At 72.9% G+C, this 26667-nt stretch carries 20 protein-coding genes; 9 read left to right on the top strand and 11 right to left on the bottom strand.

The features are described 5' to 3' along the window. Positions 1-304: 304 nt before the first annotated feature. The 6 genes from trxA to ACH436_RS14395 form a co-directional block, all read right to left on the bottom strand. On the bottom strand, positions 305-637 hold the full coding sequence (gene trxA / locus ACH436_RS14420) for a thioredoxin (protein WP_429731056.1): 333 nt from the start codon (positions 635-637) through the stop codon (positions 305-307). A 31-nt stretch (positions 638-668) separates the two neighbouring features. Continuing rightward, positions 669-1730 carry a thioredoxin-disulfide reductase gene (gene trxB / locus ACH436_RS14415; RefSeq protein WP_430560880.1) on the bottom strand — a complete coding sequence of 354 codons (1062 nt, stop codon included), beginning with the start codon at positions 1728-1730 and terminating at the stop codon, positions 669-671. Between the two features lie 105 nt (positions 1731-1835). Beyond that, complete coding sequence (locus tag ACH436_RS14410; protein WP_430560879.1) at positions 1836-3773, bottom strand: hypothetical protein; 1938 nt, start codon at positions 3771-3773, stop codon at positions 1836-1838. Positions 3774-3921: 148 nt separating this feature from the next. Then, positions 3922-5871, bottom strand: a complete 1950-nt coding sequence (murJ, locus tag ACH436_RS14405; RefSeq protein WP_430560878.1) for a murein biosynthesis integral membrane protein MurJ — start codon at positions 5869-5871, stop codon at positions 3922-3924. Then, positions 5868-8282, bottom strand: a complete 2415-nt coding sequence (locus tag ACH436_RS14400; protein ID WP_430560877.1) for a DUF6049 family protein — start codon at positions 8280-8282, stop codon at positions 5868-5870. Before ACH436_RS14400 ends, murJ begins: the two co-directional genes overlap by 4 nt. A gap of 10 nt (positions 8283-8292) precedes the next feature. Further along, positions 8293-8943, bottom strand: coding sequence for an NUDIX hydrolase (locus tag ACH436_RS14395; protein ID WP_430560876.1), 651 nt, complete (start codon positions 8941-8943; stop codon positions 8293-8295). Between the two features lie 84 nt (positions 8944-9027). Between ACH436_RS14395 and ACH436_RS14390 the strand changes: the two genes are divergently transcribed. Both ACH436_RS14390 and ACH436_RS14385 read left to right on the top strand, forming a co-directional pair. Next, positions 9028-10527 (top strand): CCA tRNA nucleotidyltransferase, encoded by a 1500-nt coding sequence (locus ACH436_RS14390; RefSeq protein ID WP_430560875.1) that lies wholly within the window; start codon positions 9028-9030, stop codon positions 10525-10527. A 94-nt stretch (positions 10528-10621) separates the two neighbouring features. Beyond that, the gene (locus ACH436_RS14385; RefSeq protein ID WP_430560874.1) at positions 10622-11977 is read left to right on the top strand and encodes an MFS transporter; all 1356 of its coding nucleotides are present in this window, start codon (positions 10622-10624) and stop codon (positions 11975-11977) included. A gap of 123 nt (positions 11978-12100) precedes the next feature. Here ACH436_RS14385 and ACH436_RS14380 read toward each other — a convergent pair whose 3' ends face one another. The 4 genes from ACH436_RS14380 to ACH436_RS14365 form a co-directional block, all read right to left on the bottom strand. After that, positions 12101-13573, bottom strand: a complete 1473-nt coding sequence (locus ACH436_RS14380; RefSeq protein WP_430561028.1) for an MDR family MFS transporter — start codon at positions 13571-13573, stop codon at positions 12101-12103. Positions 13574-13957: 384 nt separating this feature from the next. Continuing rightward, entirely contained in the window at positions 13958-15310 is a 1353-nt protein-coding gene (locus ACH436_RS14375) for an MFS transporter (RefSeq protein ID WP_430560873.1), read from the bottom strand. Between the two features lie 99 nt (positions 15311-15409). Beyond that, the gene (locus tag ACH436_RS14370) at positions 15410-16501 is read right to left on the bottom strand and encodes an inositol-3-phosphate synthase (RefSeq protein ID WP_430560872.1); all 1092 of its coding nucleotides are present in this window, start codon (positions 16499-16501) and stop codon (positions 15410-15412) included. Continuing rightward, positions 16498-17172 (bottom strand): PadR family transcriptional regulator, encoded by a 675-nt coding sequence (locus tag ACH436_RS14365; RefSeq protein ID WP_430560871.1) that lies wholly within the window; start codon positions 17170-17172, stop codon positions 16498-16500. The genes ACH436_RS14370 and ACH436_RS14365 overlap by 4 nt, the downstream gene beginning before the upstream one ends. Before the next feature lie 272 nt (positions 17173-17444). Between ACH436_RS14365 and ACH436_RS14360 the strand changes: the two genes are divergently transcribed. The 6 genes from ACH436_RS14360 to ACH436_RS14335 all read left to right on the top strand — a co-directional run bounded on the left by ACH436_RS14360 (position 17445) and on the right by ACH436_RS14335 (position 23108). Beyond that, a complete protein-coding gene (locus ACH436_RS14360) occupies positions 17445-20033 on the top strand; it encodes a transglycosylase domain-containing protein (protein ID WP_430560870.1) in 2589 nt (862 codons plus the stop codon). A 157-nt stretch (positions 20034-20190) separates the two neighbouring features. Continuing rightward, positions 20191-20481 (top strand): 30S ribosomal protein S6, encoded by a 291-nt coding sequence (rpsF, locus tag ACH436_RS14355; RefSeq protein ID WP_429762829.1) that lies wholly within the window; start codon positions 20191-20193, stop codon positions 20479-20481. Positions 20482-20607: 126 nt separating this feature from the next. Further along, a complete protein-coding gene (locus tag ACH436_RS14350; RefSeq protein ID WP_430560869.1) occupies positions 20608-21162 on the top strand; it encodes a single-stranded DNA-binding protein in 555 nt (184 codons plus the stop codon). Positions 21163-21251: 89 nt separating this feature from the next. After that, positions 21252-21488 (top strand): 30S ribosomal protein S18, encoded by a 237-nt coding sequence (gene rpsR / locus ACH436_RS14345; RefSeq protein WP_100422261.1) that lies wholly within the window; start codon positions 21252-21254, stop codon positions 21486-21488. 19 nt (positions 21489-21507) lie between these two features. After that, positions 21508-21957, top strand: coding sequence for a 50S ribosomal protein L9 (rplI, locus tag ACH436_RS14340; protein WP_430560868.1), 450 nt, complete (start codon positions 21508-21510; stop codon positions 21955-21957). A 200-nt stretch (positions 21958-22157) separates the two neighbouring features. Further along, complete coding sequence (locus ACH436_RS14335) at positions 22158-23108, top strand: hypothetical protein (RefSeq protein WP_430560867.1); 951 nt, start codon at positions 22158-22160, stop codon at positions 23106-23108. A gap of 90 nt (positions 23109-23198) precedes the next feature. On the opposite strand, the gene ACH436_RS14330 is transcribed toward ACH436_RS14335, so the two are convergent. Further along, complete coding sequence (locus tag ACH436_RS14330) at positions 23199-24503, bottom strand: MATE family efflux transporter (RefSeq protein WP_430561027.1); 1305 nt, start codon at positions 24501-24503, stop codon at positions 23199-23201. A gap of 432 nt (positions 24504-24935) precedes the next feature. Here ACH436_RS14330 and dnaB point away from each other — a divergent pair, with 432 nt between their 5' ends. Next, on the top strand, positions 24936-26303 hold the full coding sequence (gene dnaB, locus ACH436_RS14325; RefSeq protein ID WP_429731010.1) for a replicative DNA helicase: 1368 nt from the start codon (positions 24936-24938) through the stop codon (positions 26301-26303). Positions 26304-26667: the final 364 nt, after the last annotated feature.

The following is a 26667-nucleotide window of genomic DNA, read 5'->3' as shown; positions in this document are numbered from 1 at the left end:
GCGGCGCTGCGGCCCGCCAGGACACCGGCGCCAGGACACCACCCCCCCCTGCTGCGAAGTCGGGTTCAGGCCGAGGCAAGAGATGTCCACCGCGCTCAGGCGCGCGGCAGGGGCGCTAGCAGTGCTCAGCGCTGCCGCTCAGGCGGAGTGCGATGGCCACCGTTGCCTCGCCGCTGTGCCGCGCCCGTGGCATCGCGGGCCGTGTGGCAGTCGGCCTCAGGGACCTCAGGCCACCACTCCTTCCCGGGCACGGCGAAGGCCGCCCGTGTTTCACGTGAAACAGGGGCGGCCTTCGGGGGAGTGCTCAGGCGCTCGGCGCGAGAACCGCGTCGATCTCCTCCTGGAGGGCTCGCTTGGGGCGGGCGCCGATCACGGACTTCACGAGCTCACCGCCGGAGTAGACGTTGAGCGTCGGGATCGACGTGATGCCGTAGGCCATGGTGGTGGCCTGGTTGGCGTCGGTGTCCAGCTTCACGATCTTGATCTTGCCCTCGTACTCGTCCGAGAGCTCCTCGAGGATGGGGGCGACCATGCGGCAGGGACCGCACCAGGTCGCCCAGAAGTCGACGAGGACGGGGACGTCGGACTCGAGAACCTCGGCCTTGAACGTGTCGTCGGTGACGGCGACGGTAGCCATGTGTCGCTCCTTCGGGATCGGTGGGGAAAAGTCAGCCAGCGACGGAGTCCAGCGCGCCGTCGAGGGCGGCGGGAAGCCCGTCGGGGTTGGGAACGTCCGGCGTGCCGGCGAGGGACTGCTCACCCTCGGCGTCGGCCACCTCGGTGAGCCAGGACTGGGCGTCGAGGGCAGCGGCGCAACCGGAGCCGGCGGCGGTGATCGCCTGGCGGTAGGTGTGGTCGACGGCGTCGCCACAGGCGAAGACGCCCGGCAGGTTGGTGCGCGTGGAGCGACCCTCGACGAGGATGTAGCCCTCGTCGTCCAGGTCGATCTGGCCCTTGACCAGGTCGGTGCGCGGGTCATGACCGATCGCGACGAACAGGCCGGTGGTGTCGAGCTCGCGCTCCTCGCCGGTGACGGTGTCGCGCAGCGTGAGGCCGGTGACCTTGTCCTCGCCGGAGATGCCGGCGACCTCGCTGTTCCAGGCGAACTCGATCTTGGGGTCGGCCTGGGCGCGGTCCGCCATGATCTTCGAGGCCCGCAGCGAGTCGCGACGGTGCACGATCGTCACCTTGGACGCGAAGCGGGTGAGGAAGGTCGCCTCCTCCATCGCGGAGTCCCCACCGCCGACGACGGCGATGTGCTGGTCACGGAAGAAGAACCCGTCGCAGGTGGCGCACCACGACACGCCGCGGCCGGACAGCTGCTTCTCCTCGGGCAGGCCGAGCTCGCGGTACGCGGAGCCGGTCGCGAGGATGACCGCGCGGGCCTTGAACGTCTCGCCGCCGCCGGTGACGACCGTCTTGATGTCGGCGGTGAGCTCGACCTGCTCGGCGTCGTCCCACAGCACGCGGGCACCGAACTTCTCGGCCTGCTCGCGCATGGCCTCCATGAGGTCGGGGCCCTGGATGCCGGCGGGGAAGCCGGGGAAGTTCTCCACCTCCGTGGTGTTCATCAGGGCGCCACCAGCGGTGACGGAGCCCGCGATCACGACGGGTGCCAGACCAGCCCGGGCGGCGTAGACGGCCGCGGTGTAGCCGGCCGGGCCCGAGCCCACGATGACGATGTCGTGCACGGTGGCCTCACCGGTGGTGTTGGTCGGCTGATCGGTCACGTTCTCTCCTGGTCGTCTGGTGGTCGTTCGCGCCCTGAGGCGCCATCGCCCTCAACACCCCGAGGGGGTGAGGTGTTCCCGGGCGACGGTCGCCGCCCGGGAACGTCACGAGAGGACGATCTCGTTGAGCTCGAGGTAGTACTTGTCGTTGGTCTGCGGGAGCTCCGTGATCCAGATGACGAAGGAGTCCGCGACGGTCTCCTCCTTGAGGTCCAACGTGGTCTCGGAGCTGAACGAGCCCTCGGCGAGCACCGGCCCGTCGGTGGGCTTGTCGCGCGACGTCGCGCGGATCTCGACGTGACCGCCCGACGAGTTGGTGTTGAGCGAGATCGACGTGACGGGCGCCGGCTCCTCGAGCTCGATGACGTAGCCGAAGCCGCTGCGCAGGCCCGCGAAGTCCGCGCCGTTGAACCACTGGGTGTACCAGAACGTCGACGGGTCACCGTCGTACGCGAGGTCGACGGCCTCGGGGTGCTGTCCGTCGCCCTCGGGGTCGAGCTGGTCGCCCGACTCGATGACCGGTCGGACCTCCGGGGTCTCCTCGGGCTCGCTCGACGCCTCGTCGGCGGGCTCCTCGGCGGCCGGGCCGCCGCCCTGCTGCTCGGAGACGGACGGGCTGGCCCCGGCCACCGGGGTGTCGGAGGGCGAGGACATGACCTTGGAGACGGCCCACAGGGCGCCGGCGAGCACGAGCACGACCACGAGGCCGAGCACGATCGGCGTCGGGTTCACGCCGCGCCGCCGGGGCGGGGCGGGCGAGGAGGCGAAGCCACCGGTGTCCGTGCGCGGCTCGCCACCGCCGGGCGGCGGGGGCACGGGAGCGTGCGCGGTCTGCTGCTGGACCGGGGCGGCCTGGCCCGCGTAGGCGGCCGCCGGCGCGGCGCCGTACGCCGCGGCGGGCTGCGGCGCCGGGCCAGGCTGCTGCTGCGGCTGGACGGGGGCCATCGCGGCCGTGGCCTGCACGGGCGGTACCGGCGGCTGCGCGGCCGTCGGCGTCGCGACCGGCGGCATCGCCTGCGTGGCCTGCGCCGGGACAGCCGCGGCGGCTCCGGCGGCCGCACCGGTGGCGCCACCGACGGCGGCGGAGCGGGCGATGCGCCCGCTGGCAGGACGACGGACGGGCGGGGCCGGAGGCGGGGTGCCCGGCAGCGCGGCACCGGTACCGACGGCGCCCATGACGGAGGCTCGGACGGGCGGCTCGGTCGACGGCTGCACGAACTGCGGGAGGGACGCGACGACGGAGACCTCGCCCCAGGGGGCCAGCGCGGCGACGACGTCACCGGGGGTCGTGGGCGCGTCCGGCGAGTCGGAGCCGAAGGTCCGGCGCACCAGGGAGTCGAGCTCGGGATCGACGTGCGGCACCAGGGTGAACACCGGCACGACCCCGTGCTCGTCGCGCTGGGCGGGCAGCGGACGCACGGCGTCGGGGGCGATCCACGGCTCGTCGAGGGAGTCGCCGGGCCAGCGGGCGGTGAGCGCGTAGTAGGCGAGGGCGACGAGGTCGCGGGCGTCGGCGGCGGCCGCGCCGGCGCCGGTGATGTGCTCCCGGCCGCCGTCCACCCCGGCGAGCGCGGCGTCGATGCCGAGCCCGGTGACGACGACGCGGTGACCGTCCACCCGCACGGCCTCGGGACGCAGCGCCAGGTGGTGGACCCCGCGCTGCCCGGCGGCCTCGAGCGCCGCCGCGGCCTCGCCGACGACGGCGCGCGCCTGCTGGGCGTCGACCAGCCCGCCGGAGACGACCTCCGTGAGCGACGAGCCGCGGTAGGGCTCGGAGATGATGTAGCTGCGCTGGCCCGCGCCGAGGTCGGTGCTGCCGACGTCGAGCACGCGCGAGAGCCGCGGGTCGGCGACGAGCGCGGCCCGCCGGGCCGCGTCGAGGGCGGCGGACGCGAACTGGCCGTCGACGAAGGTCACCCGGACGGGACGGTCCAGGATCTGGTCGTGCGCTTCCCACGCCTCGGCCGCGGCGAGGTCGGTGGCCGCGAGCTGGACGAGTCGATAGCGATCGACCATGACGGTCCCGGGATGGGCGGTGCTCACCTGTGCTCCTCGGTGGGGGTACGGGGGGAGAGAGTCCTCCGGTCCATCGGACCATGGTACGGGCGGGCCGGTGGCCACGAGGCCGCGCGCGGCGGGCGTGCCCGCAGGGCCCTCACGGAACCCGCGCGAGCCGGGCACGCGACCGGCGTCATCGCTTGATCCGCCGGAGGACGGGGGCGAGCGCGTCGTCGAGCTCGCGCACGTGCAGCACCTTCAGCGCGAGAACGTATCCGATGATCATGACGATCCCGGCGACCGCGGTGACGAGCACCGAGTGCCCCCAGGACGTGACGTCGTAGCCGTCGAGGAGGCGCACGGTCAGCCAGCCGAGCAGGCCGGCGATCAGCGCGCCGACCAGCGCGCGGACGTAGAGCCGCAGGACGCGCCGTCCGTCCATGCCCTGGAGCTTGCGGTGCATGCCGCGCACCCGCAGGAGCAGCGAGATCCAGGTCGACAGGGCGTACGCGCCGCCGGCGGCGACGGCCCACCACTGCGGCGCCAGGACGCGCGTCGCGCCCCACAGGACGAGCACCATCGAGACGGTCGCGATGACTTGGATGCCGAAGATCGAGCGGCCGTCCTCGAACGCGAAGTACATGCGCCTCACCAGCACCGTCGCGCCCAGGGCGATGATGCCGACCGCCATCGCCTGGATGATCGGCGCGACGGCCGCGATGCCGTCCTGCCCGAGCGACGGGAGCAGCGCGCCGGTCAGCGGGACCGCCAGCACGACGAGCACCGCGGTCGAGAAGACGGAGAAGACGCCGGCAGACCGCATCCCCAGGGACATGTCGCGCCGCACGCCGGGAAGGTCGCCGGCCTGGACCGCCGCAGTCATGCGGGGGAAGAGCACGGTGACGATGGAGACGACGACGAGCGAGTGCGGCAGCAGGTAGATCGTCATGGCGTTGGTGTATGCGGCGTTGCCGGCGAAGGCCTCGTCGAGCGAGGTGCCGGCACGTCCGGCGGCGCCGAGGACGTTGGTGAGGAAGAGGACGCCGACCTGCTCGAGCGCGACGGCGCCGATGGTCCAGCCGACGACCGAGCCCGCCGCACGCAGTCCGATGCCGCGCAGGCCAAGCCGGAAGCGCCACCGGAAGCCCGAGCGGCGCAGCGCGACGACGAGCACCAGCGCCTGGGCGGCGATGCCCAGGGTCGCGGTGCCGGCGAGCACCGCCGTCTGCGCCGTGGACCACTGGGAGAGGTCGGAGATACCGCGGTCCGGCGCCGCGCCCCACACCAGGAGGAACGCGCCGAAGCCGAGCAGCGAGACGACGTTGTTGGCCACCGGCGCCACGCCGTACGCGCCGAACTTGCCCTGGGCGTTGAGCAGCTGGCCCAGCAGCATGTACAGGCCGTAGAAGAAGACCTGCGGGATGCACCAGTAGGCGAACACCACGGCCAGGTGCCGCTCGTCGGGGGTCCAGGCGCCGCTCAGGGTGGACAGCCAGACGATGAGCGGGGCCGCGACGACGAGCACCGCGGTGAGCAGGAGCAGGCCCAGTCCCGAGAGGCTGAGCAGCTTGTCGAGCCGCTCGCGGGCGTTGTGGGCGTTCATCGCGCGCAGGATCTGCGGGATGAGCACGGCCTGCAGCACCCCGGCCGAGATGAGCGCGAACAGCATGTTCGGCAGCTTGTTCGCGATGTCGAACGCGTCGGCCACGGTGCCGACGGCGCCCACGCAGGCCACCAGCAGCATCGCGCGGATCAGCCCGGACGCGCGGGACGCGACCGTGCCGAGCGTCATCACGACGGAGCCGCGGCCGAGGCTGGTGCGCCGCACCGCGTCGGCGCCGCCTCCGTCGCCTGCCCCTCCGTCGCCTGCCCCTCCACCGTCGCCCGCGCCGCCGCCACCGGCGGCATCGCCGCCGGGAACGGCCCCGCCGCCACCGTCGACGTCACCGGCGTCACCAGTCCCACGGGCGGCATCGCCGCCGGCCGCCCTGGCGGCGTCCCCACCTGCCGGGTGGCCGCCGGTGTCGCCGACGGGGTGCCAGCTCGCGCCGGGGGCGCGGGGCGGCGTCGCGGGGTCGGCCGGGCCGCCCGCGCCGGGCAGCTCGGACCGGCCGTCGTCGGGGAAGGCGGACGTCGAAGTCATGAGGGGTCGGTCTCCGTGGCCGGTGCGGGGGACGTGCGGGCAGCGGGGGGCGGGCCGCCGCCCGGGTCGTCCGGCCGGTCGACGGGTCCGCCGTCGGGGGACCCGTCGTGCGTGTCCGGCTCGCTCGCCGAGGTGGCCTCGGGTCCCTGCGGGTCGGCCGCCGCCGCGGCGACACCCTCTCCGGTGGTCCGGGCCGAGGACCGCCCTCGACGCACGGTACGCCAGATGCCGCCGAGGAACAGGAGCCCCACCAGTGCGGCGACCACGGCGGTGCCCGCGGTCTCCCACCCGGCGCGGACGCGGAGGGAGAAGCTGGTCGGCCCGGCGGCGACCGTGCCGCTCGGGGTGAGCACCTCGACCTGCAGGTTGACGTCGCCGGAGCCGATCGCGCGCACCGGCACGTGGACGTTGGTCGACGTGCCGGCGGGGACGACGACGGTCGGTCGTGACTCGACGACCAGCCGCGACGCGTCGGGCCGCAGCACCACGGTGACGGTGGCGTCCACGGGCAGCTCGTTCGACACGGTCACGGGCAGCTTCCCGGTGTCGCTGACGAGCGTCACGTTGGAGCGGTCGGCGACGCCGATGCCCCGCTGCAGGGCGTCGGACTGCTCGACCGCGAGGTCGACGGCGCGGTCGCGGGCCGTGGGCTCGGTGCGTGCCGCGACGGCGAGCGGGGCGACGAGGGCCTGGTCGGCGTCGCCGCTCAGCTCGACGGGGTCGCTCGCCACGGTCGAGAAGGCCGCCAGGTCGCGGTGGGAGTCGAGGAGGCGGCGGACGGAGGCCGGCGCCAGCTCGTCCTCGGACCGTCCGGCCTTGCCGCCGCGCGCGGGCTCGTCGCGCGGGACGCGGGAGGCGGGAGCGGCCACGGTCTCCGAGAGCGGGACGACGTCGGCCCACGAGGCGTCGTGGAGCGCGCCCAGCACCGAGCCCACCAGGGCAGGGTCGGGGGACCATCCGCGGGGGAGGGCGGCGAGCACGTGCACGTCCTGCTGCCCGGACTCCTGCTGCTGCAGGGCGACGAGCGCGGCGTCGGCGAGCACCCGGGTGGACGCCTCGGCATCGGTCGGGGCGTCGTCCTGGTCGGTGAGGGAGGCGAACGCGGAGGAGAGGCCGGCGTCGGCGACCAGCGCGGGCACCTTGCCCGACGGCGTCTCCACGGCCGTGCGTGCGGACGCGGCGACCCCGTCGGCGGGGGCGAGCCCCTCGGCGACGACCACCTGGTCGACCGGGGCCTCGCGCCCCGCGGCGAGGGTCGCGGCGTCCGGCCGACCCTCCGGCCAGGCAAGGGTGAGCTCCCAGTCCGCCGGCCGCTGCCAGGTCGCGCCGAGCGCGGCCTCCCCGCCGGTCGCGGCCGCGACGTCGGCGCGCGACGGCTCGGCGTGCGCCACCGCCGCGAGGTCGGGGTCGTAGCCCGGCAGGACGGCGACGTCGGCCGGCTCCCCGGCCGGCGCGCTCGTGGCGCCGGCCAGGCTCGCCGCCGTGGCGCTCGCGTCGGCAGTCTCGTCGGACGTGTCGGCAGCGTCGTCAGCGTCGTCAGGGGAGGGCGCTCCCGTGAGCCGGGTGGCCCACGCCTGGGCGTCCTCGTCGTCCGCGGCGGCGGCCGCGGCGACCAGCGCGGGGTCGACGGCGAGGGACATGCCGGGGGAGGAGCCGGTGACCGCGGCGGCGTCGAGCAGCCGGGTGAGCCGGCCGCCGGTCGCGGTCGCCGTCGCGAGGTCCAGGTCGTAGCCGCCCGGGTCGAGCGGGTCGACGGCGGGGCCCGTCGCCGGTGCGACGACGCTCACCGAGACCGGGTCGGGCGCGTCCCCGTCCGGCGCGAACAGCAGGAACGTGTGGACGACGTCGAGGGTGGAGCCGCCTCGCGTCAGCGCGACGGACATCTCGCGCGGCCCCCACGGGTTCTCGGCGCTGAGGCCGAGGGCGTCGACCTCGAGGTCCATCGTGACCTCCGTCGAGCCGCCGGGCGCGAGGCGTTCGACGGGCTCCTCGGCCTGCTTCGCGGCGGTGGCCTTGCCGTCCTGCTCCGCCCAGGCGGACAGGTCCTCCCGCGAGGTGAGCGGGCGCCACGAGACGCCGAGGTCCAGCCCGGCTCCCTCCAGCACCGAATCGGTCCCGTTGGTGACCCGGAGGGTGAGGGTCACGGTCGAACCGGGGGCGGCGAGCACCGGCGCGGAGCCCACGAGCTCGACGGTCGCCTTCCCGTCGCGGGCGGTGGGCAGGAACGACGGCGACGGGGTGGTGGCCGACGCGCTCGCAGCGGGCAGCGCCACGAGCGCGCCCGTCAGGAGCAGCCCCGCGAGCACGAACAGCGCGGTCAGCGCGGACAGCCGCGTGGCGAGGCGGCGGGCCGGCCGGGCGGGCGTCGGCGCGGGTGCGCCCGAGGCACCCGACGTTCGGGGAGCGGTCACGCGGCGGGCCTCACTCGACTGCTCCGAGGCCGGGGTGCCCGAGCACCTCGGGCGTGCGGCGCAGCGTCTGCTGCGCGACGACGGCGAGCCGCTGCTCGTTGGGGTAGGAGAGGCGCTCCGTCAGCTGCTCGACGGGCACCCACAGGGCGTCCTCGGCCTCGCCGTCGGGGTCGCCCTCGGCGGTGATGGTGCCGCCCTCCGCGCGCAGGAGGAAGTGGTGCACCACCTTGTGGACGCGGTGGTCCTCGCCGCTGAACCAGTAGTCGATGACTCCCAGGCGCGTGCGGATGGTCCCGAGGATTCCCGTCTCCTCGCGGATCTCGCGGACGGCCGCCTGCTCCGGCGTCTCCTCGCCCTCGAGGTGGCCCTTGGGCAGGCACCACTCGAGCCGCCCGCCGCGGTTGCGCCGCACGATGACGGCCGCCTCCGGACCGCCCGCCGCGACCTGCACCACGAGGCCGCCCGCGGACGTCTCCTCGTGGACCGGCAGGTGCGTGGTCGTGCCCGACGGGGCGACGCCCACGACGGCGGGGGTCGCCGTGCCGCGCGGACCGGCGAGGCGGGCAGGGTCGACCTTGAGCGGGTGTCCTCCCGGTGGCACGGGGACCGGCGCGGCCGGGCGCCGGCGCCGCGGGCCGGGAACCGGGGCCGGGGATGACATGCGCCCCACCCTACCGAGTGACGACGCCCCGCCGGCCCAGCCCGCCGGGGCGCCGACGCGCCGGATCTGGGAGGATGGGACGCCGTGTCGACCCCTGAACCCCCGGCCCCCGCAGCACTGCTGCGCCGCGCCCTCGCCGTGCTGACCGAGATGGCCCCCGCGGCCGTCGAGCTGGGCGAGGTGTTCCGCGCCGCCGGGCACGAGCTCGCGCTGGTCGGCGGACCCGTCCGCGACGCCTTCCTCGGCCGTACCAGCAACGACCTGGACTTCGCGACGTCGGCCTCGCCCGACGAGACGCAGGCCCTGCTCGCCCGCTGGGGCGACGCCCACTGGGACATCGGCAAGGAGTTCGGCACCATCGGCGCGCGGCGGTTCGCGCGCACCGGCGGGTCCGGAGCCGGGGCGGCGCCCGCGTCGGGCGACGTCGTCGTCGAGGTCACCACCTACCGCAGCGACGAGTACGACCCCGCCTCCCGCAAGCCCGTCGTGGCGTTCGGCGACACGCTCGACGGCGACCTGTCGCGCCGCGACTTCACGGTCAACGCGATGGCGGTGCGGCTGCCCGACCTCACGTTCGTCGACCCGTTCGACGGGCTCTCGGACCTGGCGCGCGGGGTCCTGCGCACCCCGATCGCCCCAGAGCGGTCGTTCGACGACGACCCGCTGCGCATGATGCGGGCCGCGCGCTTCGCCGGCCAGCTCGGGTTCGACGTCGAGCCCGCCACCCGGCAGGCGATCGTGGACATGGCGGGCCGCATCGAAATCGTCTCGGCCGAGCGGGTGCAGGCCGAGATCTCCAAGCTGCTGCTGAGCGACCGTCCCCGTGCCGGGCTCGAGGTGCTGGTCGACACCGGCCTGGCCGACCACGTGCTGCCCGAGCTGCCGGCGCTGCGGCTCGAGATCGACGAGCACCACCGCCACAAGGACGTCTACCAGCACTCGCTGACCGTGCTGGAGCAGGCGATCGCGCAGGAGACCGGGCCCGACGGGCCCGTGCCCGCGCCGGACCTCGTGCTGCGGCTCGCGTCCCTGCTGCACGACGTCGGCAAGCCGGCCACGCGCCGGTTCGAGCCCGGTGGCGGCGTCAGCTTCCACCACCACGAGGTCGTCGGTGCGAAGCTCGTGGCCAAGCGGCTGCGCGCCCTGAAGTACGAGAAGCAGGTGGTCAAGGACGTGGCGCGGCTCGTCGAGCTGCACCTGCGCTTCCACGGCTACGGCGACGGCCAGTGGACCGACTCCGCCGTGCGCCGCTACGTCACCGACGCCGGGCCGCTGCTGGAGCGGCTGCACCGTCTCACGCGCGCCGACTCCACCACCCGGAACAGGCGCAAGGCACAGCGGCTCGCCGACTCGTACACCGACCTCGAGCACCGCATCGCCGCCCTGCGCGAGCAGGAGGAGATCGACGCGATCCGCCCCGACCTGGACGGCTCCCAGATCATGGCGGTGCTCGGCATCGCGCCCGGGCCCGCCGTCGGGCAGGCGTACAAGCACCTGCTCGCCCTGCGCATGGAGCACGGCCCGCTCGGCACGGAGCGTGCGGAGCAGGAGCTGCGCACCTGGTGGGCGGGGCGCGAGGCCTGACCGACCCTCCCGCACCGGCACGGGCGGGGTCTATCCTCACGCTTGCGCGCGGGCCCGACGGCGAGCCCCGGAGCGCGACGAGCGGAGGCTGGGCATGAGCGGGTCCGGTGGGACGTCGAGTGGTGCGGGCAGCGGCCCGGCGGGTGGCCCGGCGAGCGACAGGGGCGCTGCGGGCGGCGGCGACGCCGACCGGCGTGCGCGCCTCGTGGTGACGGCGTTCTACCTGGTGCAGGGCATGTGCTTCGCAGGACTGCTCGCCCAGGTCCCGACGCTGCAGCACGACCTCGGCATCTCGGACGGCACGCTGACGCTGATCCTGCTGGCGGTGCCGGTCGTGGCGGGCGTCGGCAGCGTGCTCGCCGGGGTGCTGGCCCCGCGGGTGGGCAGCGGCCGCCTGCTGCACGTCTGCGGCCCGCTCGTGGCGCTCGCGGTGCTCGGCGCGGGCCTGGCCCCGACCGTCACGGTCCTCTACCCCTCGGTCGCCGCGGTCGGCCTGCTGCTCGGCCTGGTGGACGCGAGCATGAACATGCAGGGCGTGGAGGTGGAGCAACGGTACGGACGCAGCCTGCTGAACTCCTTCCACGGCGCGTGGAGCGTGGGCGGCATCCTCGGGTCGCTCGCGGCGGTGCTCGCGCACTCTCTCGGCTGGTCGCTCGCCGCCGGGCTGGGGCTCGTGGCCGCGGTGGGCGTCGCCGTCGACCTGGCGGCGACGGCGGCCTCGGGGGGCGGTGCGGCACGTCCGGCCGGTCGAGCCGTGCCGGGCCTGGTGACGGCGGAGCGGGCGCTGCACACAGTGAACGGCGTCCCGGAGCCGGTGGGGCCCGTCGGAGGGGAGCGAGCCGTCGCGGGGACCCCGCGGCCCGTGCGGCCTCCGTGGGGCCCCCTGATCCTGGTGGGGCTCGCGGTGACGATCGTCTACGTCGCGGACTCGGCGACGTCGAACTGGTCCACCAAGTACATCCAGGACGCACTCGGCGCGGCGGCGAACGTCGCCCCGCTGGGCCTCGCCGCCTACCTCGGCTGCCAGCTCCTGGGGCGGCTCGCTGCGGACCGGCAGGTCAACCGGTTCGGGCCGGTGGCCCCCGTGGCCGTCGGCGGGATCGTCGGGGCGGCGGGCCTCGCCGCGGTGACGCTCGCGCCGAACCCGTGGGTGGCCGTCGTCGGCTTCGGGCTGACGGGGCTGGGCCTGAGCGTCGTGGTGCCGCTGTCGTTCTCCGTGGCCGGTCGCCTCGACCCCGAGGGCACAGGGGTGGCGGTCGCGCGCGTCAACCTCTTCAACTACGTGGGGTTCGTCGTCGGGGCGGGCCTGATCGGCGGCGTCGCCGAGCTGCTGAGCCTGCGGCTCGCGTTCGCCGTGCCCGCACTGCTGGCGCTCGGCGTGATCGCGCTGGCGCCCGCGTTCAAGGTCGCGGCCCGCGACGACGTCGCCTCGCAGGCAGCGTCGTCCTGACGGGCGAGGGCGACATCGGGGGACGGCGGCGGGGAACGACGACGGGCGGTCACCGTCGTGCGACGGTGACCGCCCGTGGCGGCCGTGGCGGCGCCGCCGGCCCGTGACGGGGCCGACGACCGGTCAGTGCGCCGCCGACATCCCCTCGCCGTCAGGCGAGGCGGGCACGCGCCGCAGCAGGAACGACAGCCCCACCGCGACGAGCATGATGGCCGCGCCCCAGACGAACGCGTCGCCGACGCCCTCGGCGAGCGCGACCTGCGCCGTCGCCCCGTCCTCCATGAGGGCGACGGAGCGCGTCGTCATCACGGCGACGAACATCGCCGTGCCGGCGGCGCCGGCGAGCTGCTGCACGGTGCCGATCGCGGCCGAGCCGTGCGAGTACAGGCGCGGGGCGAGCGACGAGAGCGCCGAGGTGAACAGCGGCGTGAACATGAACGCGAGGCCGAGGCTGAGCGTCACGTGCAGCGCCAGGATGTACCAGGGCGACGAGTCGGCGTGCACCTGCGTGAACAGGGCCAGGGCGATCGTCACCACGACCAGGCCGGGCGTGACCAGCGGGCGCGGCCCCACCCGGTCGTACAGGCGGCCGACCGTCGGCCCCAGCAGACCCATGAGCAGGCCACCGGGAAGCACGATGAGCCCGGTCGCCAGCGGCTCGAGGCCCATCGCGTCCTGCAGGAAGAGCGGGAGCAGGATCAGCGAGCCGAACATGGCGAGCATGCCGACCGCCATGATGGCGAGGCCGACGGAGAACGCGCGGAACCGGAACACGCTCAGGTCGAGCAGCGCGCGGCCGTGGCGGGCCAGCCGGAGCTGGCGCCACACGAACAGGCCGAGCGTCGTCGCGCCGACGAGGATCGGGATCCACGGCGGGACGGGCGGCGCGTGGCGTGCCGCCTCGCCGATGCTGGACAGGCCGTACACCAGGCCGCCGAACGCCACGGCCGCGAGGAACAGCGACAGTGGGTCGAGCCGCGAGTGTGTACGGTCCGCGACGTCCCGGACGTACAAGAAGCCCATGACCAGGGCGAGCACGGCGATCGGGAGCACGATGCCGAACACCCAGCGCCAGCTCAGCGCGTCCAGGATGATGCCGGAGATCGCGGGGCCGAGCGCCGGGGCGGCGGCCATGACGATGGAGATGTTGCCCATCACCTTGCCGCGGATGGCCGGCGGCACGACGGTCATGATCGTCGTCATGAGCAGCGGCATCATGATCGCCGTGCCCGACGCCTGCACGATGCGGCCGCCCAGGAGCCATCCGAAGCCGGGGGAGAGCGCGGCGAGCAGGGTGCCCGCGCTGAACAGCGACATCGCGAGCAGGTAGGCGCCGCGCGTGCCGAGGCGCTGCAGCAGGAACCCGGTCGCCGGGATGATCACCGACATCGTGAGCATGAACGCGGTGGTGAGCCACTGTCCGGTGCTCGCGGTGATCCCGAGGTCGGTCATCAACGGGGCGAGGGCCACGCTCATCGTCGTCTCGTTGAGGATGACGACGAACGCGGAACCCAGCAGCAGCGCGATGACGGTGAACTGCTGGCGGGTCAGCCGCTGGGGGACGGCCTCGTCGATCACGATGCCGCGGGCGGGCATCGTGGCCTCGTCGGTGGTGGCGGGGTTCGTCAGGGTGGCCTCCGGGGAGCTCGCGTCGGGTCGGGCGGTGTCGGACTGTCGGGGGGCTGGCACGCTGTGCTCCGCTCGCGTCGTGCCGGGGGTCCCGGCGGAGGACAGGGGAGGGCCGACGCCGGTGGGCGCGGCACGTCGTCGTGGTCGGTCGTGGTCCCGGGGGACGGTCACCCTCGGTGCGATCATCGTGCGGTCGGCCGGGCGGGCGAGACCGTACTGTGTACGACCACGAACCATCCTGCGATATTCCCGCTCCCGTGACGACCTGATTTCCGGGCGGAACTCGTCGGTCCGTCAGGTGCGAGATCTCGCGGCGTTCTCGCGGCGACCTCGTCGCCGGGGCGGGAGGCGTCAGGCGCGGGTGGCGGTGTCCTCGGTGTCCTCGGTGCCCCCGGCGCGGCGGACGCGGGCGGGCACCTCGGCCGGGGTGCGGGCGCCCCGGGTCGCCATGAGCAGCGCGGCCAGCACGTAGGCCACCGCGAGGGCGATGAAGACACCGCGCGACCAGCCGGTGTCCGGGAGGGTGAACGCGGCGAGAGCGGCCGCGCCGACGAACGCGGCGTTGAACAGGACGTCGTAGAACGCGAACGCGCGGCCGCGGAACTCGTCCTCGGCGTCGCGCTGCACGATGGTGTCCACGGCGATCTTCGTGCCCTGGGCCGCGAGGCCGAGCAGGGTGGCGCCGACGTAGACGACGACCCGCTCCGGCGTCGTGACGAGCAGCAGCTGGCTCGCGGCGGCGAGCAGCAGCATGACGGCGATCCAGCCCTGGGGGCCGGTACGCCGCGAGAGCGTGGGGGTCAGCACCATCGCGAGGGCGCCGCCGACGCCCGTGAGGCCGATGACGACGGCGAAGGTCGCCATGCCGGCGCTCTGGCTCCCCGGGTCCAGCAGGTTGCGCGAGATGAGGATCGACGCGATGAAGACGACGCCGTACAGGAAGCGGTGCACCGCCATCGCGAGCAGCGCCTGGCCGGGGGTCCGCCGGGCGACGAGGTAGCGCGCGCCGTCGGCGAGGCCGCGCGCGACCTTGGCGATCTCGCTGCGGATGTCCGCCTCCGCGGGCCGCTCCGGCCCGAGCTGGGTGCGCCGCAGGCGCGTGGCGAGCAGGGAGGCGACGCCGAAGACGAGCGCCGCGCAGACGAGCGCGGAGGAGTCCTTGACCCGCCCCGGCTCGAACGTCAGGCCGAGGAGAAAGCCGATCCCGCCGCCCACGAACGCGGCCCCCGCGCCGAGCGTGGGCGACAGCGCGTTGGCCGTGAGCAGCAGCGGCCCGTCGACCACCCGCGGCAGGCCGGCGGAGAGGCCGGCGAGGAGGAAGCGGTTGACGGACAGGGCCGCGAGGCCGAGCGCGTAGGTGACGCCGCTGACGCCCCAGGTGAGCATCGCACCGGCCATCGCGACCGTGATCACGACGCGCACCGCGTTGCCCCACACCAGCACCTGGCGACGCTGCCACCGGTCGAGCAGGACGCCCGCGAACGGGCCGACGATCGTGAACGGCGCGAGCATGACCGCGAACGCGCCGGCGATGGCGGCCGCGGTCCCCTGCGACTCGGGGGAGAAGAACAGCAGGGAGGCCAGGCCCACCTGGAACATGCCGTCGCCCGCCTGCGAGACGAGCCGGACGGTGAAGAGCTTGCGGAAGCCCTCCAGCCGCAGCAGCGCGCGCAGCTCGTGCCAGGTCTCGCCGAAGCCTCCCACGTCCCTACCTTCCCATGCGGGGTTCGTCCCAGGCAGAGAGGCCTTCCCCCGCCGTGACGGGGGGAAGGCCTCTCTGTCGCCGTGTCGGTGGTGGCGGTGTCAGCGCTCGACGTCGCCGCGGATGAACGCCTCGAGCTGGGCGCGGCCCGCGGTGTCCTCCATCTGCACGGGCGGGGACTTCATGAAGTAGGTCGACGCCGAGAGGATCGGGCCGCCGATGCCGCGGTCCAGCGCGATCTTGGCGGCGCGGACGGCGTCGATGATGATGCCGGCCGAGTTCGGGGAGTCCCACACCTCGAGCTTGTACTCCAGGTTCAGGGGGACCTCGCCGAACGCGCGGCCCTCGAGGCGCACGTAGGCCCACTTGCGGTCGTCGAGCCACGCGACGTAGTCCGACGGCCCGATGTGGACGTTGCGGTCCTCCTTCTTGCCGCCCAGCGGGCCCTCGAGGTTGGAGGTCACCGCCTGCGTCTTGGAGACCTTCTTCGACTCGAGGCGGTCGCGCTGCAGCATGTTCTTGAAGTCCATGTTGCCGCCGACGTTCAGCTGGTACGTGCGGTCGAGCACGACGCCGCGGTCCTCGAACAGCTTGGCGAGCACGCGGTGCGTGATCGTGGCGCCGACCTGCGACTTGATGTCGTCGCCGACGATCGGCACGCCGGCGTCCTCGAACTTCTTCGCCCACTCGGGGTCCGAGGCGATGAAGACGGGCAGCGCGTTGACGAAGGCGACCTTCGCGTCGATCGCGGCCTGCGCGTAGAACTTGTCCGCCTCCTCGGAGCCCACCGGCAGGTAGGAGACGAGGACGTCGACCTTCGCGTCCTTGAGCGCCTGGACGACGTCGACCGGCTCGGCGTCCGACTCGTCGATCGTCGCGGAGTAGTAGTCGCCGAGACCGTCGAGGGTGTGACCGCGCTGCACGGTGACGCCGGTGGGCGGCACGTCGGCGAACTTGATCGTGTTGTTCTCGGAGGCGTGGATCGCCTCGGCGAGGTCGAAGCCGACCTTCTTCGCGTCGACGTCGAACGCCGCGACGAACTCCAGGTCACGCACGTGGTAGTCGCCGAGCTGCACGTGCATGAGGCCGGGGACGGTGTCGGTCGGGGCGGCGTCGCGGTAGAAGTGCACGCCCTGGATCAGGGACGATGCACAGTTTCCGACACCGACGATGGCAACGCGGACGGAGGTCATCCTCGCTCCTTGTTTCTCTGGGCCGGCGCGTCGGACGCCCCGGCGTTGTGGTCGCGGGCGCGGCCGAGAGCACGGTCGCGTTCCGTGGTGATGAGTCCGTCGAGCCAGCGCACCTCGCGCTCGACCTGTTCGAGCCCGTGGCGCTGCAGCTCGAGGGTGTACTCGTCGAGCCGCTCGCGGGTGCGTGCGGCAGACTCTCGGACCGCCTCCAGGCGCTCGGTGAGCCGGGTTCGCCGGCCCTCGAGGATACGGATGCGGGTCTCGGCGTCCGTCTGCGCGAAGAACGCGAAGCGGACGTCGAAGTTCTCGTCCTCCCAGGCGGCCGGGCCGGACGACGCGAGGACGGTCTGGAGATGCTCCTTACCGTCCGCCGTCAGCCGGTACACGATGCGCCCGCGCCGGCCCGACAGGGGAGCCTTGCCCGAGGGCTTGGCACCGGCCTGCCGCGTGCCCGACGCCCGGGCCGCGGTGGCCGGGGTCTCCCGCTCCGTGGTCTCGATGAGGCCGCGGGCGACGAGGGACTTCAGCGCCGGGTAGAGGGTGCCGTAGGAGAACGCGCGGAACGAGCCGAGCAGCAGGTTGAGCCGCTTGCGCAGCTCGTACCCGTGCAGCGGGGCGGAGTTGAGCAGGCCGAGGATGGCCGTCTCGAGCACCACAGACCTGGTGCGCACGAGGGTTCCCCTTCCCGTCCTGTCGTCCCGTTGCTGCCGACCCGTCGTCACGACGTATCGAGTCGATACATCGCGAGGATAGGACTCGCCGACACGGTCGTGCAACGGGAGGTGGCCGCTCGGGACGCCCGGGCAGTTGTGAAGGTTCCGCGGAGCGCCGGCCAGAGGGCTGGGGACGCCTGGGGCCGAACCGTCGCCCCGAGCGCCCGAGGCTCCCTCTGGCCCTACCGCATCGCCTAGTGTTCCCTGTGGTCCGCAGGCTGGCGCACTCTATGAGCACGACGCCGGTCCCGCACGACGAAAGGCTTGACGTGGCGAGGAGACGTCGCTTCTGGAACTACCCGCGCCCGCGCAAGGGCCCGGTGCAGCGCTGGCTGCCGTCCTGGCGCATCGTCGTCGGCACCCTGCTCACCGGGACGGCGCTCGGCGCGGGTCTGTTCGTGGCCGCGTGGAGCACGACGACGATCCCCGACGGTCTCGACGACGTGCAGTACCAGGCCACGACCGTGTACTGGGCGAACGGCAAGGAGATGGGCACGTTCGCCGAGCAGAAGCGCGAGATCGTCCAGCTCGCGGACCTGCCCGCCTACGTGGGCAACGCCGTCGTCGCGTCCGAGGACGAGACGTTCTGGACCAACAAGGGCGTCGACCCCAAGGGCATCGTGCGCGCCGCGTACAACAACCTCAAGGGCGGCGGCCGACAGGGCGCCTCCACCCTGACGCAGCAGTACGTGGAGCGGTACTACCTCAACACGACGACGTCGTACGCGGGCAAGGCCCGCGAGGCGATCATCGCGCTCAAGGTGGCGCAGTCCCAGCCCAAGGAAGAGGTGCTGGCGAACTACCTCAACACCATCTACTGGGGCCGCGGCACCTACGGCATCCAGGCGGCCTCGCAGGAGTACTTCAACAAGGACGCCAAGGACCTCACGCCGTCCGAGGCGGCGATGCTGTCCGGCATCATCCCGTCGCCGGTGAACTGGGACCCGTCGGTGAACCCCGACCAGGCGAAGATCCGCTGGCAGCGCAGCATCGACCGGATGCACGAGCAGGGGTACATCACCGACGACGAGTACGCGAAGGCCGAGTTCCCCAAGTTCCAGAAGAAGAAGGAAGCCACCAACACCCAGGGCGGCCAGAAGGGCTACCTCCTCGCCCAGGTGAAGAAGGAGCTCGTCAGGTCCGAGAGCAACCCGGACGGGCCCCTCGAGTCCGAGCAGGAGCTCGAGACCCGCGGCCTCAAGATCACCACCACGATCGACCAGAAGCTGCAGAAGACGGCGGTCGAGGTCGAGAAGTCGCTGCACGAGGACGGCACCTACGGCAAGGCGAACAAGAACGTCCGCATGTCGCTGGTGTCGATGGACCCGCAGACCGGTGCCGTGAAGGCGCTGTACGGCGGGCCGGACTACGTCAAGCAATCGCTCAACACGGCCACGCAGGACGTCGTCCAGGCGGGCTCGACGTTCAAGCCGTTCACCCTCATGGCGGCGCTCGAGAACGACTACACGCTCGAGGACACCTTCGACGGCAACTCGCCGCACGTCTTCCCGGACATCAAGGACGACGAGGGCAAGCCCTGGTCGCCCGCCAACTTCGGGCTGGAGGACTTCGGCCAGATCGACCTCGCCGACGCCACGGCGCACTCCGTGAACACCGCGTACGCGGAGCTCAACGTGGAGAACGGGCCGGAGAAGACCGTCGACGTGGCGCACCGCGCCGGCATCCGCGACTCGGAGTCCTACCCGATCGACGCCGTCCCCTCCAACGTGCTGGGCACCGCGTCCATCTACCCGATCGACCTCGCGCGTGCCTACTCCACCATCGCGGCCGGGGGCTACCGCACCAAGCCGCACATCGTGGCGAAGGTGGAGACGCTCGACGGCACCACGCTCTACGAGGGCCCCACCGAGCAGGAGAAGGAGTTCGACGCGGACGTCACCACCGCGGCCACCTACGCGATGACCAAGGTCGTCGAGGAGGGGTCCGGGGACACCGCCCAGGAGCTCGGCCGGCCGGTCGCCGGCAAGACCGGCACGTCGCAGAACAACCGGTCCGCATGGTTCGCGGGCTTCGTGCCCCAGCTCACCACCGTGGTCGGCCTGCGCCAGTACCAGACCCTCGACCTCGAGGCGGGCAAGATCTCCGGCCAGGACGAGATCGACGGCTTCGGCGAGTGGAGCGAGATCACCGGTGGTTCGTGGCCGGTGCGCGCGTGGACCGACTTCATGCAGGTCGCGACCGAGGGCATGGACGTCGAGGAGTTCCCCGAGTACGTGCCGTCGCAGCCGACGTTCTCCCCCTCGCCGACGCCGAGCGAGACCGAGGAGGAGAAGGTCACGGTGCCGGACCTCACCGGCCAGGACGTCGCCAAGGCGACCCGGGAGCTGGAGAAGCTGCAGCTCGTCGTCCGGACGCAGGCGCAGAACAGCGACGAGCGCAAGGGCACCGTGCTGCAGACGTCGGGCGCGGGTCAGGAGGTGCCCGTGGGCACCACCGTCACCCTCGTCGTCTCCACCGGCCAGCCCGACCAGCCGGAGCAGGTCGTGGTGCCGAACGTCGTCGGGCAGCCACGGACCACCGCCGAGCAGATGATCTACGGCGACGCCCTCCAGCCGAAGGTGCGCGAGGAGTTCAGCGACCAGCCCGTCGGCGTCGTGATCGGCACCGATCCCGGTCAGGGCAGCAGCGTCGACCAGGGCTCCACCGTCACGCTGATCGTCTCGAAGGGTCCCGAGCCCGGCAACGACGACAACGGCAACGGGAACGGCGGCGGGAACGGCAACTCGCCGACCCCGGACCCGACCGCCACCGAGGACGAGGGCGGCTTCCTCGACGGCATCGACGGCGCTGACGACTGACCGATTTCCAGGACACCCGCCCCGGCGGGTATCCTGGTCGACTGGCTGTGCCCACCATCCCGGACCGTTCCGGGGCGGCGCGCGGCCGACGCACGCAAGAACCCTCCTGTCACGGAACGACCGTGACCGCTGAGACCAGAGGAGGTGGGTTGAACACATGCGTCAGTACGAGCTGATGGTGATCCTGGACCCGGAGGTCGAGGAGCGCACCGTGGCCCCGTCGCTGGACAAGTACCTGACGGTCATCTCGACCGAGGGTGGGTCCGTCGACAAGGTCGACATCTGGGGTCGTCGCCGCATGGCGTACGACATCAACAAGCGTTCCGAGGGCATCTACGCCGTCGTCGACTTCACCTCGACGCCGGCCACCGCGAAGGAGCTGGACCGCCAGCTCGGCCTGAACGAGGCCGTGCTGCGCACCAAGATCCTGCGCACCGACGCCCGCTGAGACCTGAACCGAAACTCTGCCCCCGTCGCGGGCGGCGTCCTCCCCGTTGTGGATATCGACAGGGTGGATGTCACAGTCCCGTGATGGGATCCCCTCACGACTCTCGGACGAACGAAGGAGCATGGCATGGCTGGTGAGACCGTCATCACGGTCGTCGGAAACCTGGTCGCGGACCCGGAGCTGCGCTTCACCCCCTCAGGGGCTGCCGTCGCCAACTTCCGCATCGCGTCCACGCCGCGCACGTTCGACCGCCAGACCAACGAGTGGAAGGACGGCGAAGCGCTGTTCCTGTCCTGCTCGGTCTGGCGCGAGGCCGCGGAGAACGTCGCCGAGTCGCTGACGAAGGGCATGCGCGTCGTCGTGCAGGGCCGTCTGACGCAGCGCTCGTACGAGACCCGCGAGGGGGAGAAGCGCACCGTCATGGAGCTGCAGGTCGACGAGGTCGGCCCGTCGCTGAGGTACGCCTCGGCGAAGGTCACCCGCGCCCAGCGCTCGGGTGGCGGCGGCGGCTTCGGCGGTGGCGGCGGCAACCAGGGGGGCGGCTACGGCGGCCCCCAGGGTGGCGGCGGCCAGCCCGGCGGAGGCTTCGGTTCTTCCGGCGGCGGTCAGAGCAACGACCCGTGGGCCACGGCCGGTCCCGCCTCCTCCGGTGGCGGGTTCTCGGACGAGCCCCCGTTCTGATCGGCGCCAGTCCCCAGATCACCCGTCCCACGCCGGCGGCCCTCGCGGCCGGCTCGTCGTGCGGACTGCACCTGTGAAGGAGCAACACCATGGCGAAGCCTGTGGTGCGCAAGCCCAAGAAGAAGGCCAACCCGCTCAAGACGGCCAAGATCGAGTCCGTCGACTACAAGGACACCGCGCTGCTGCGCAAGTTCATCTCCGACCGCGGCAAGATCCGCGCGCGTCGCGTGACCGGCGTCTCCGTCCAGGAGCAGCGTCAGATCGCCCGTGCGGTGAAGAACGCCCGTGAGATGGCGCTGCTGCCGTACTCGTCCTCGGCCCGCTGACCGGAAGGATCACTGAATCATGTCGAAGCTGATCCTGACCCACGAGGTCACCGGTCTCGGTGAGCCTGGCGACGTCGTCGAGGTGAAGGACGGGTACGCCCGGAACTTCCTCATCCCGCGCCGTCTGGCCACCCCCTGGACCAAGGGCGCCGAGTCCCAGGTCTCCGCGATCCGCAAGGCCCGCAAGGCCCGCGAGATCGCCACGCTGGACGAGGCGAAGGCGGTGGCCGACTCGCTGGCCGCCAAGACCGTCGTCGTCACGGCGCACGCCGGCGAGTCCGGCCGCCTGTTCGGTGCCGTCACCACCGGTGACATCGCCGACGCGGTCGTGGCCGCCGAGGGCCCGCAGGTCGACAAGCGCAAGATCGAGATCGGCCAGCCGATCAAGACGACCGGTGACTACACCGTGTCGGTGCGCCTGCACCCCGAGGTCTCCGCGAAGATCGCCGTCAAGGTCGTCGCCGGCTGAACGCCTGACGCCTGACGCACGAAGGTCCCGGCCCCCGCGAGGGGACCGGGACCTTCGTCGTCCCACCCCCGGGGGTTTCGTTCGGCAGCATCGGCGATGTTCGGCACCTACGGTTGCCGAACATCGCCGCGACTGCCGAACGAGACGCAGGCTGTGGACGACGGCGGAGGCCGCCCGCGCTGCTCGGTCACCCTGGGGCGGTGCCCACGAGAATCCTGCTCGCCCGCGACCACGACCCGTACGCCCTGCGGTCAGGGCTGCGCGCCGGCGCCCTCGAGCGGGTGCGCCGGGGTGCGTATCGTGCCGTCGACGGCGTGGAGCCGTCCACCGCGACGGAGCGCGCCACCCTGGCGCGGTCCGGGGTGGTGGACCGGGCGCACGCGGTGCACGCAGGGCTCCGCACGCTGCACTGGTTCAGCCACGCGACCGCCGCCGTCCTGCACGGGCTCCCGGTCTGGAGGTTGCCGGAGGACGTCCACCTGACCCAGCACTACCGCGCGTCGTCCCGCGCCGCCGCGGACGTCCGGCGCCACACCCTCCCCGTGGTTCCCGGCCAGCGCGACGTGGCCGCGGGGCTCCCGGTGACGTCCCTCGCCCGCACCGTCGCGGACTGCGCGACGACGCTGCCGGCGCTCGACGGTCTGGTCGTCGCCGACGCGGCACTCCGCCGTGGGGCTGATCGCGAGGAGGTGCGGGAGATCGTCGCGCGACGCTACCGGGGCGGAGCGCGTGGCGCAGTGCTCGTCGAGCTCGCTGACACGGGCGCAGAGACTCCCTGGGAGACGTGGCTGCGATACGTGGCGCTCTGGGCGGGGCTGCCGCGACCCGAGACGCAGGTGGAGGTGGTCACCAGGATCGGGACGTTCCGGGTCGACCTCGGCTGGCCGGAGCACGGCGTGCTCGCCGAGTACGACGGGCTGGTGAAGTACCGGGACGGCGAGCTCGCCCCGGGATACCGGGGTGCCGACGCCCTCGTGGCCGAGAAGCGTCGGCACGACGCCATCACCGAGGCGACGGGCGTCGCACCGTTCCGCGTCACCTCCCGGGACGCGGGCGACGTCGACGACGTCGCACGGCGGCTGCTGCGCAGGTTCCCGCCGCACGTGCGCCACGACGCGCGCCGTCGTCCTCCGCTCACCCGGCCCGGGTGACCCCGGCAGGCGTCCCGTTCGGCACTCCCGGACATGTTCGGCATCTCCAGGTGCCGAGAACCTGCACAGCTGCCGAATGAAGCCCGGGGCTCAGGCGCCTGTGACCATCCAGCGGTCGCCGCGGGCGCGCAGGCCGGTCGTCAGGGCGCGGGCGAACATGAACACGCCCGCGAACGCGGCCCACAGCCAGGCCAGCCCGAGGGGGCCCTCGGGAGCCCAGGTACGGACCGCGAGGGCGAACGGCACGTAGACCACCAGCGTGAGCATGCCCGCCCAGGCGAGGAACCGGCCGTCCCCGGCACCGATGAGGACGCCGTCGAGCACGAAGACCCAGCCCGCCATCGGCATGAGCACGCCGGTGACGACCAGGCCGGCCGTGATCGCGACGCGCACGTCGTGATCGCTGGTGAACAGCGGGGCGAGCCACCATCCGGAGGCCGCGAAGACGGCGCCGATGACGACCCCGGCGCCGACACCCCACTGCAGCGACCGGCGCAGGACGGCGCGCACCCGGCCCACGTCGCCGGACCCGAGCCCGTGGCCCACCAGCGCCTGGCCCGCGATGGCGAGCGCGTCGAGGGCGAACGCGGCGAGACCCCACAGGCTGTTGACGACCTGGTAGCCGGCCAGCGCGGTCGCACCGAGGCTCGTCGCGACGGCCACGGTGAGCAGGATGGCGAGGCGCAGGGACGCCGTCCGGACGAACAGCGGGGCACCGGCGCGGGCGTTGGCCCAGATGCCCGCGTGGTGCGGCCGCAGCGACGCGTGGTGGCGCCGGGCTCCGCGCACCACGACGACGGTGAGCACGGCGCCCATGCCGAGCTGCGTGGCGGCCGTGCCGATGGCGGAGCCCGCGATCCCCAGGCCGGCCCCGTAGACCAGGACGACGGACAGGATCGCGTTGACGACCGCCCCTGTGGACGCCACCCACAGGGGGGTGCGGGTGTCCTGCAGGCCGCGCAGCACGCCGGTCGACGCGAGCACCACGAGCATCCCCGGCAGACCGATCACCGACCAGCGCAGGTAGGTGGCCGCGTACCCCGCGACGTCCGGGCCCGCGCCCATCGCCCCGACCGCCCAGTGCGCCCCGACGGCGAGGACGGCGGCCAGGACGACGCCGAGGCCGAGGGCGAGCCACATGCCGTCGATCCCGGACTGCAGGGCGTCGCGGGTGCGCCCGGCGCCCACGAGGCGGGCGACGGCGGCGGTCGTCGCGTAGGCGAGGAAGACGCAGAGCCCGACGAGCGTGACGAGCAGGGTGGAGGCGACGGACAGGCCCGCGAGCTGAGCCGTGCCGAGGTGACCGACGACCGCGCTGTCCACGAGGACGAACAGCGGCTCGGCGACGAGGGCGCCGAGTGCGGGGAGCGCGAGGGCGAGGATGTCGCGGTCGATGCGGCGCCGGTCGGCCCTGTGGACAACCGTGTGGGCGGCCCGCGCCGGCGGGTGACCCCCCGGCGGCGTCGGTGAAGGAGGGGTGGCGTCGGGGTGTCCGCCGTCTGGATCCGGGGTGCGGTGCACCTCACCCAACTTTCTTCTCCTCCACAGCCTGAGGGTAGCGTCGCCGCAGGTCAGCGGCCCGCCAGAAGTTGTACACAGCCGATATCCCCAGTTGTGCACATGCCTGTCCACCGCCCGTGCACAGCCTGGGGTGCATATCCACAGGGTCATCCACAGTCGTGTCCACACCGTCGATTGCGCATGGTCGCGGGCGCGCCTAGCGTCGTCCGCGGTGTCAGAGGGCCACGGTAGAACGTGGACCTGACAGCGGGAGTCGATGTCCGGTGACGGACCGGACGCCGGCGACGGCGGGGGAGCGGGGTGAGCATGTCGATCGAGGAGCTCGAGGCGGGATATCAGGGGGCGCCCGGCGCCACCTTCGACCGCACTCCTCCTCAGGACGTCGCTGCCGAGATGAGCGTGCTCGGCGGCATGCTCCTCTCCAAGGACGCCATCGCCGACGTGGTCGAGCAGATCCGCGGCAACGACTTCTACCGTCCCGCGCACGAGGCGATCTACGACGCCATCATCGACCTGTACGGCCGCGGCGAGCCCGCCGACGCCATCACCGTCGTCGCCGAGCTCACCAAGCGCGGCGAGCTCGCCCGCGTCGGCGGCGCGCCGTACATCCACGACCTCATGGCGGGCGTCCCCACCGCCGCCAACGCCGGCTACTACGCCCGCATCGTGCAGGAGCGTGCCGTGCTGCGCCGGCTCGTCGAGGCCGGCACCAAGATCGTGCAGCTCGGCTACGCGACCGACGGCGGCGACGTCGAGGGCATCGTCAACACCGCGCAGGCCGAGATCTACGCGGTCACCGAGCGCAAGACCTCCGAGGACTACCTGCCGCTCGCCGAGATCATCGGCGGCACGATGGACGAGATCGAGGCGGCCGGCAACCGCGGTGAGGGCATGGTCGGCGTGCCCACAGGCTTCGCCGACCTCGACCGGCTGACGAACGGACTGCACCCCGGGCAGATGATCGTCATCGCCGCTCGGCCTGCCATGGGCAAGTCGACGCTGGCCATCGACATCGCCAGAGCGGCGTCGATCAAGCACCAGCAGTCCTCCGTCGTCTTCTCGCTCGAGATGAGCCGCAACGAGATCACGATGCGTCTGCTCTCGGCCGAGGCGCGGGTCCATCTGCAGAAGCTGCGCAACGGCTCCATGGGCGAGGACGACTGGCAGAAGGTCGCCAAGGTGATGGGCCGTGTGTCCGAGGCGCCGATGTTCATCGACGACTCGCCGAACATGTCGCTCACCGAGATCCGCGCCAAGTGCCGACGGCTCAAGCAGAAGCACGACCTCAAGCTCGTCGTCATCGACTACCTCCAGCTCATGACCTCCGGCAAGAAGGTCGAGTCGCGCCAGCAGGAGGTCTCCGAGTTCTCCCGTGCGCTCAAGCTCCTCGCGAAGGAGATCGGCGTGCCGGTCATCGCGCTGTCACAGCTGAACCGTGGTCCGGAGCAGAGGCAGGACAAGAAGCCGGCGATGTCGGACCTGCGTGAGTCGGGCTCCATCGAGCAGGACGCCGACATGGTGATCCTGCTGCACCGCGAGGACGCGTACGAGAAGGAGTCGCCTCGCGCCGGCGAGGCCGACCTGATCGTCGCCAAGCACCGTAACGGACCGACCGACACCATCACCGTCGCGTTCCAGGGGCACTACTCGCGGTTCGTCGACATGCAGTCGTGACGGTCGCTCACGACGGGCAGTCCTCTCCCCAGACCCGAACCTGTGCCACATCGCGCCTCGTGACCGCGGCGCCGTCGTCGCCCACCCGGTCCTCGGCCGCCATGGGCCGGGTCACAGACAGCGGTCCGCGCGCTGGTTAGGCTGGAGGGATGGGCGAGGAGCGGGGTGTGGAGGAGCGCGCGGTGCGCGCTCGTGACGCCGTGCGCGCACCTCGCCGTCGCCTTCCCGCGGGCGCTGATCGTCCCGCGGGGACGAACGGGTGGCTGTCGTCGTGGGGCACGAACGCGCACGGCGAGATCGCGGGAGTTCCGCCGTCGGGGGCCTTGCTCGGCTGAGGCCGAGCGACCGAGCCCCTGACCGCTGG

Source organism: Isoptericola sp. NPDC019693 (assembly GCF_044389085.1).
In the GTDB taxonomy this organism is placed as follows: Bacteria; Actinomycetota; Actinomycetes; order Actinomycetales; family Cellulomonadaceae; genus Isoptericola.
This window is presented reverse-complemented; position numbering and strand designations above follow the sequence as displayed.

Coding starts and splice junctions, on each gene's coding strand:
- rpsR (WP_100422261.1), top strand. CDS start 21,252: ATGGCGAAGCCTGTGGTGCGCAAGCCCAAGAAGAAGGCCAACCCGCTC.
- ACH436_RS14385 (WP_430560874.1), top strand. CDS start 10,622: ATGAGCGGGTCCGGTGGGACGTCGAGTGGTGCGGGCAGCGGCCCGGCG.
- ACH436_RS14370 (WP_430560872.1), bottom strand. CDS start 16,501: ATGACCTCCGTCCGCGTTGCCATCGTCGGTGTCGGAAACTGTGCATCG.
- rplI (WP_430560868.1), top strand. CDS start 21,508: ATGTCGAAGCTGATCCTGACCCACGAGGTCACCGGTCTCGGTGAGCCT.
- ACH436_RS14350 (WP_430560869.1), top strand. CDS start 20,608: ATGGCTGGTGAGACCGTCATCACGGTCGTCGGAAACCTGGTCGCGGAC.
- trxA (WP_429731056.1), bottom strand. CDS start 637: ATGGCTACCGTCGCCGTCACCGACGACACGTTCAAGGCCGAGGTTCTC.
- ACH436_RS14360 (WP_430560870.1), top strand. CDS start 17,445: ATGAGCACGACGCCGGTCCCGCACGACGAAAGGCTTGACGTGGCGAGG.
- ACH436_RS14395 (WP_430560876.1), bottom strand. CDS start 8,943: ATGTCATCCCCGGCCCCGGTTCCCGGCCCGCGGCGCCGGCGCCCGGCC.
- dnaB (WP_429731010.1), top strand. CDS start 24,936: ATGTCGATCGAGGAGCTCGAGGCGGGATATCAGGGGGCGCCCGGCGCC.
- murJ (WP_430560878.1), bottom strand. CDS start 5,871: ATGACTTCGACGTCCGCCTTCCCCGACGACGGCCGGTCCGAGCTGCCC.
- rpsF (WP_429762829.1), top strand. CDS start 20,191: ATGCGTCAGTACGAGCTGATGGTGATCCTGGACCCGGAGGTCGAGGAG.
- ACH436_RS14380 (WP_430561028.1), bottom strand. CDS start 13,573: ATGCCCGCCCGCGGCATCGTGATCGACGAGGCCGTCCCCCAGCGGCTG.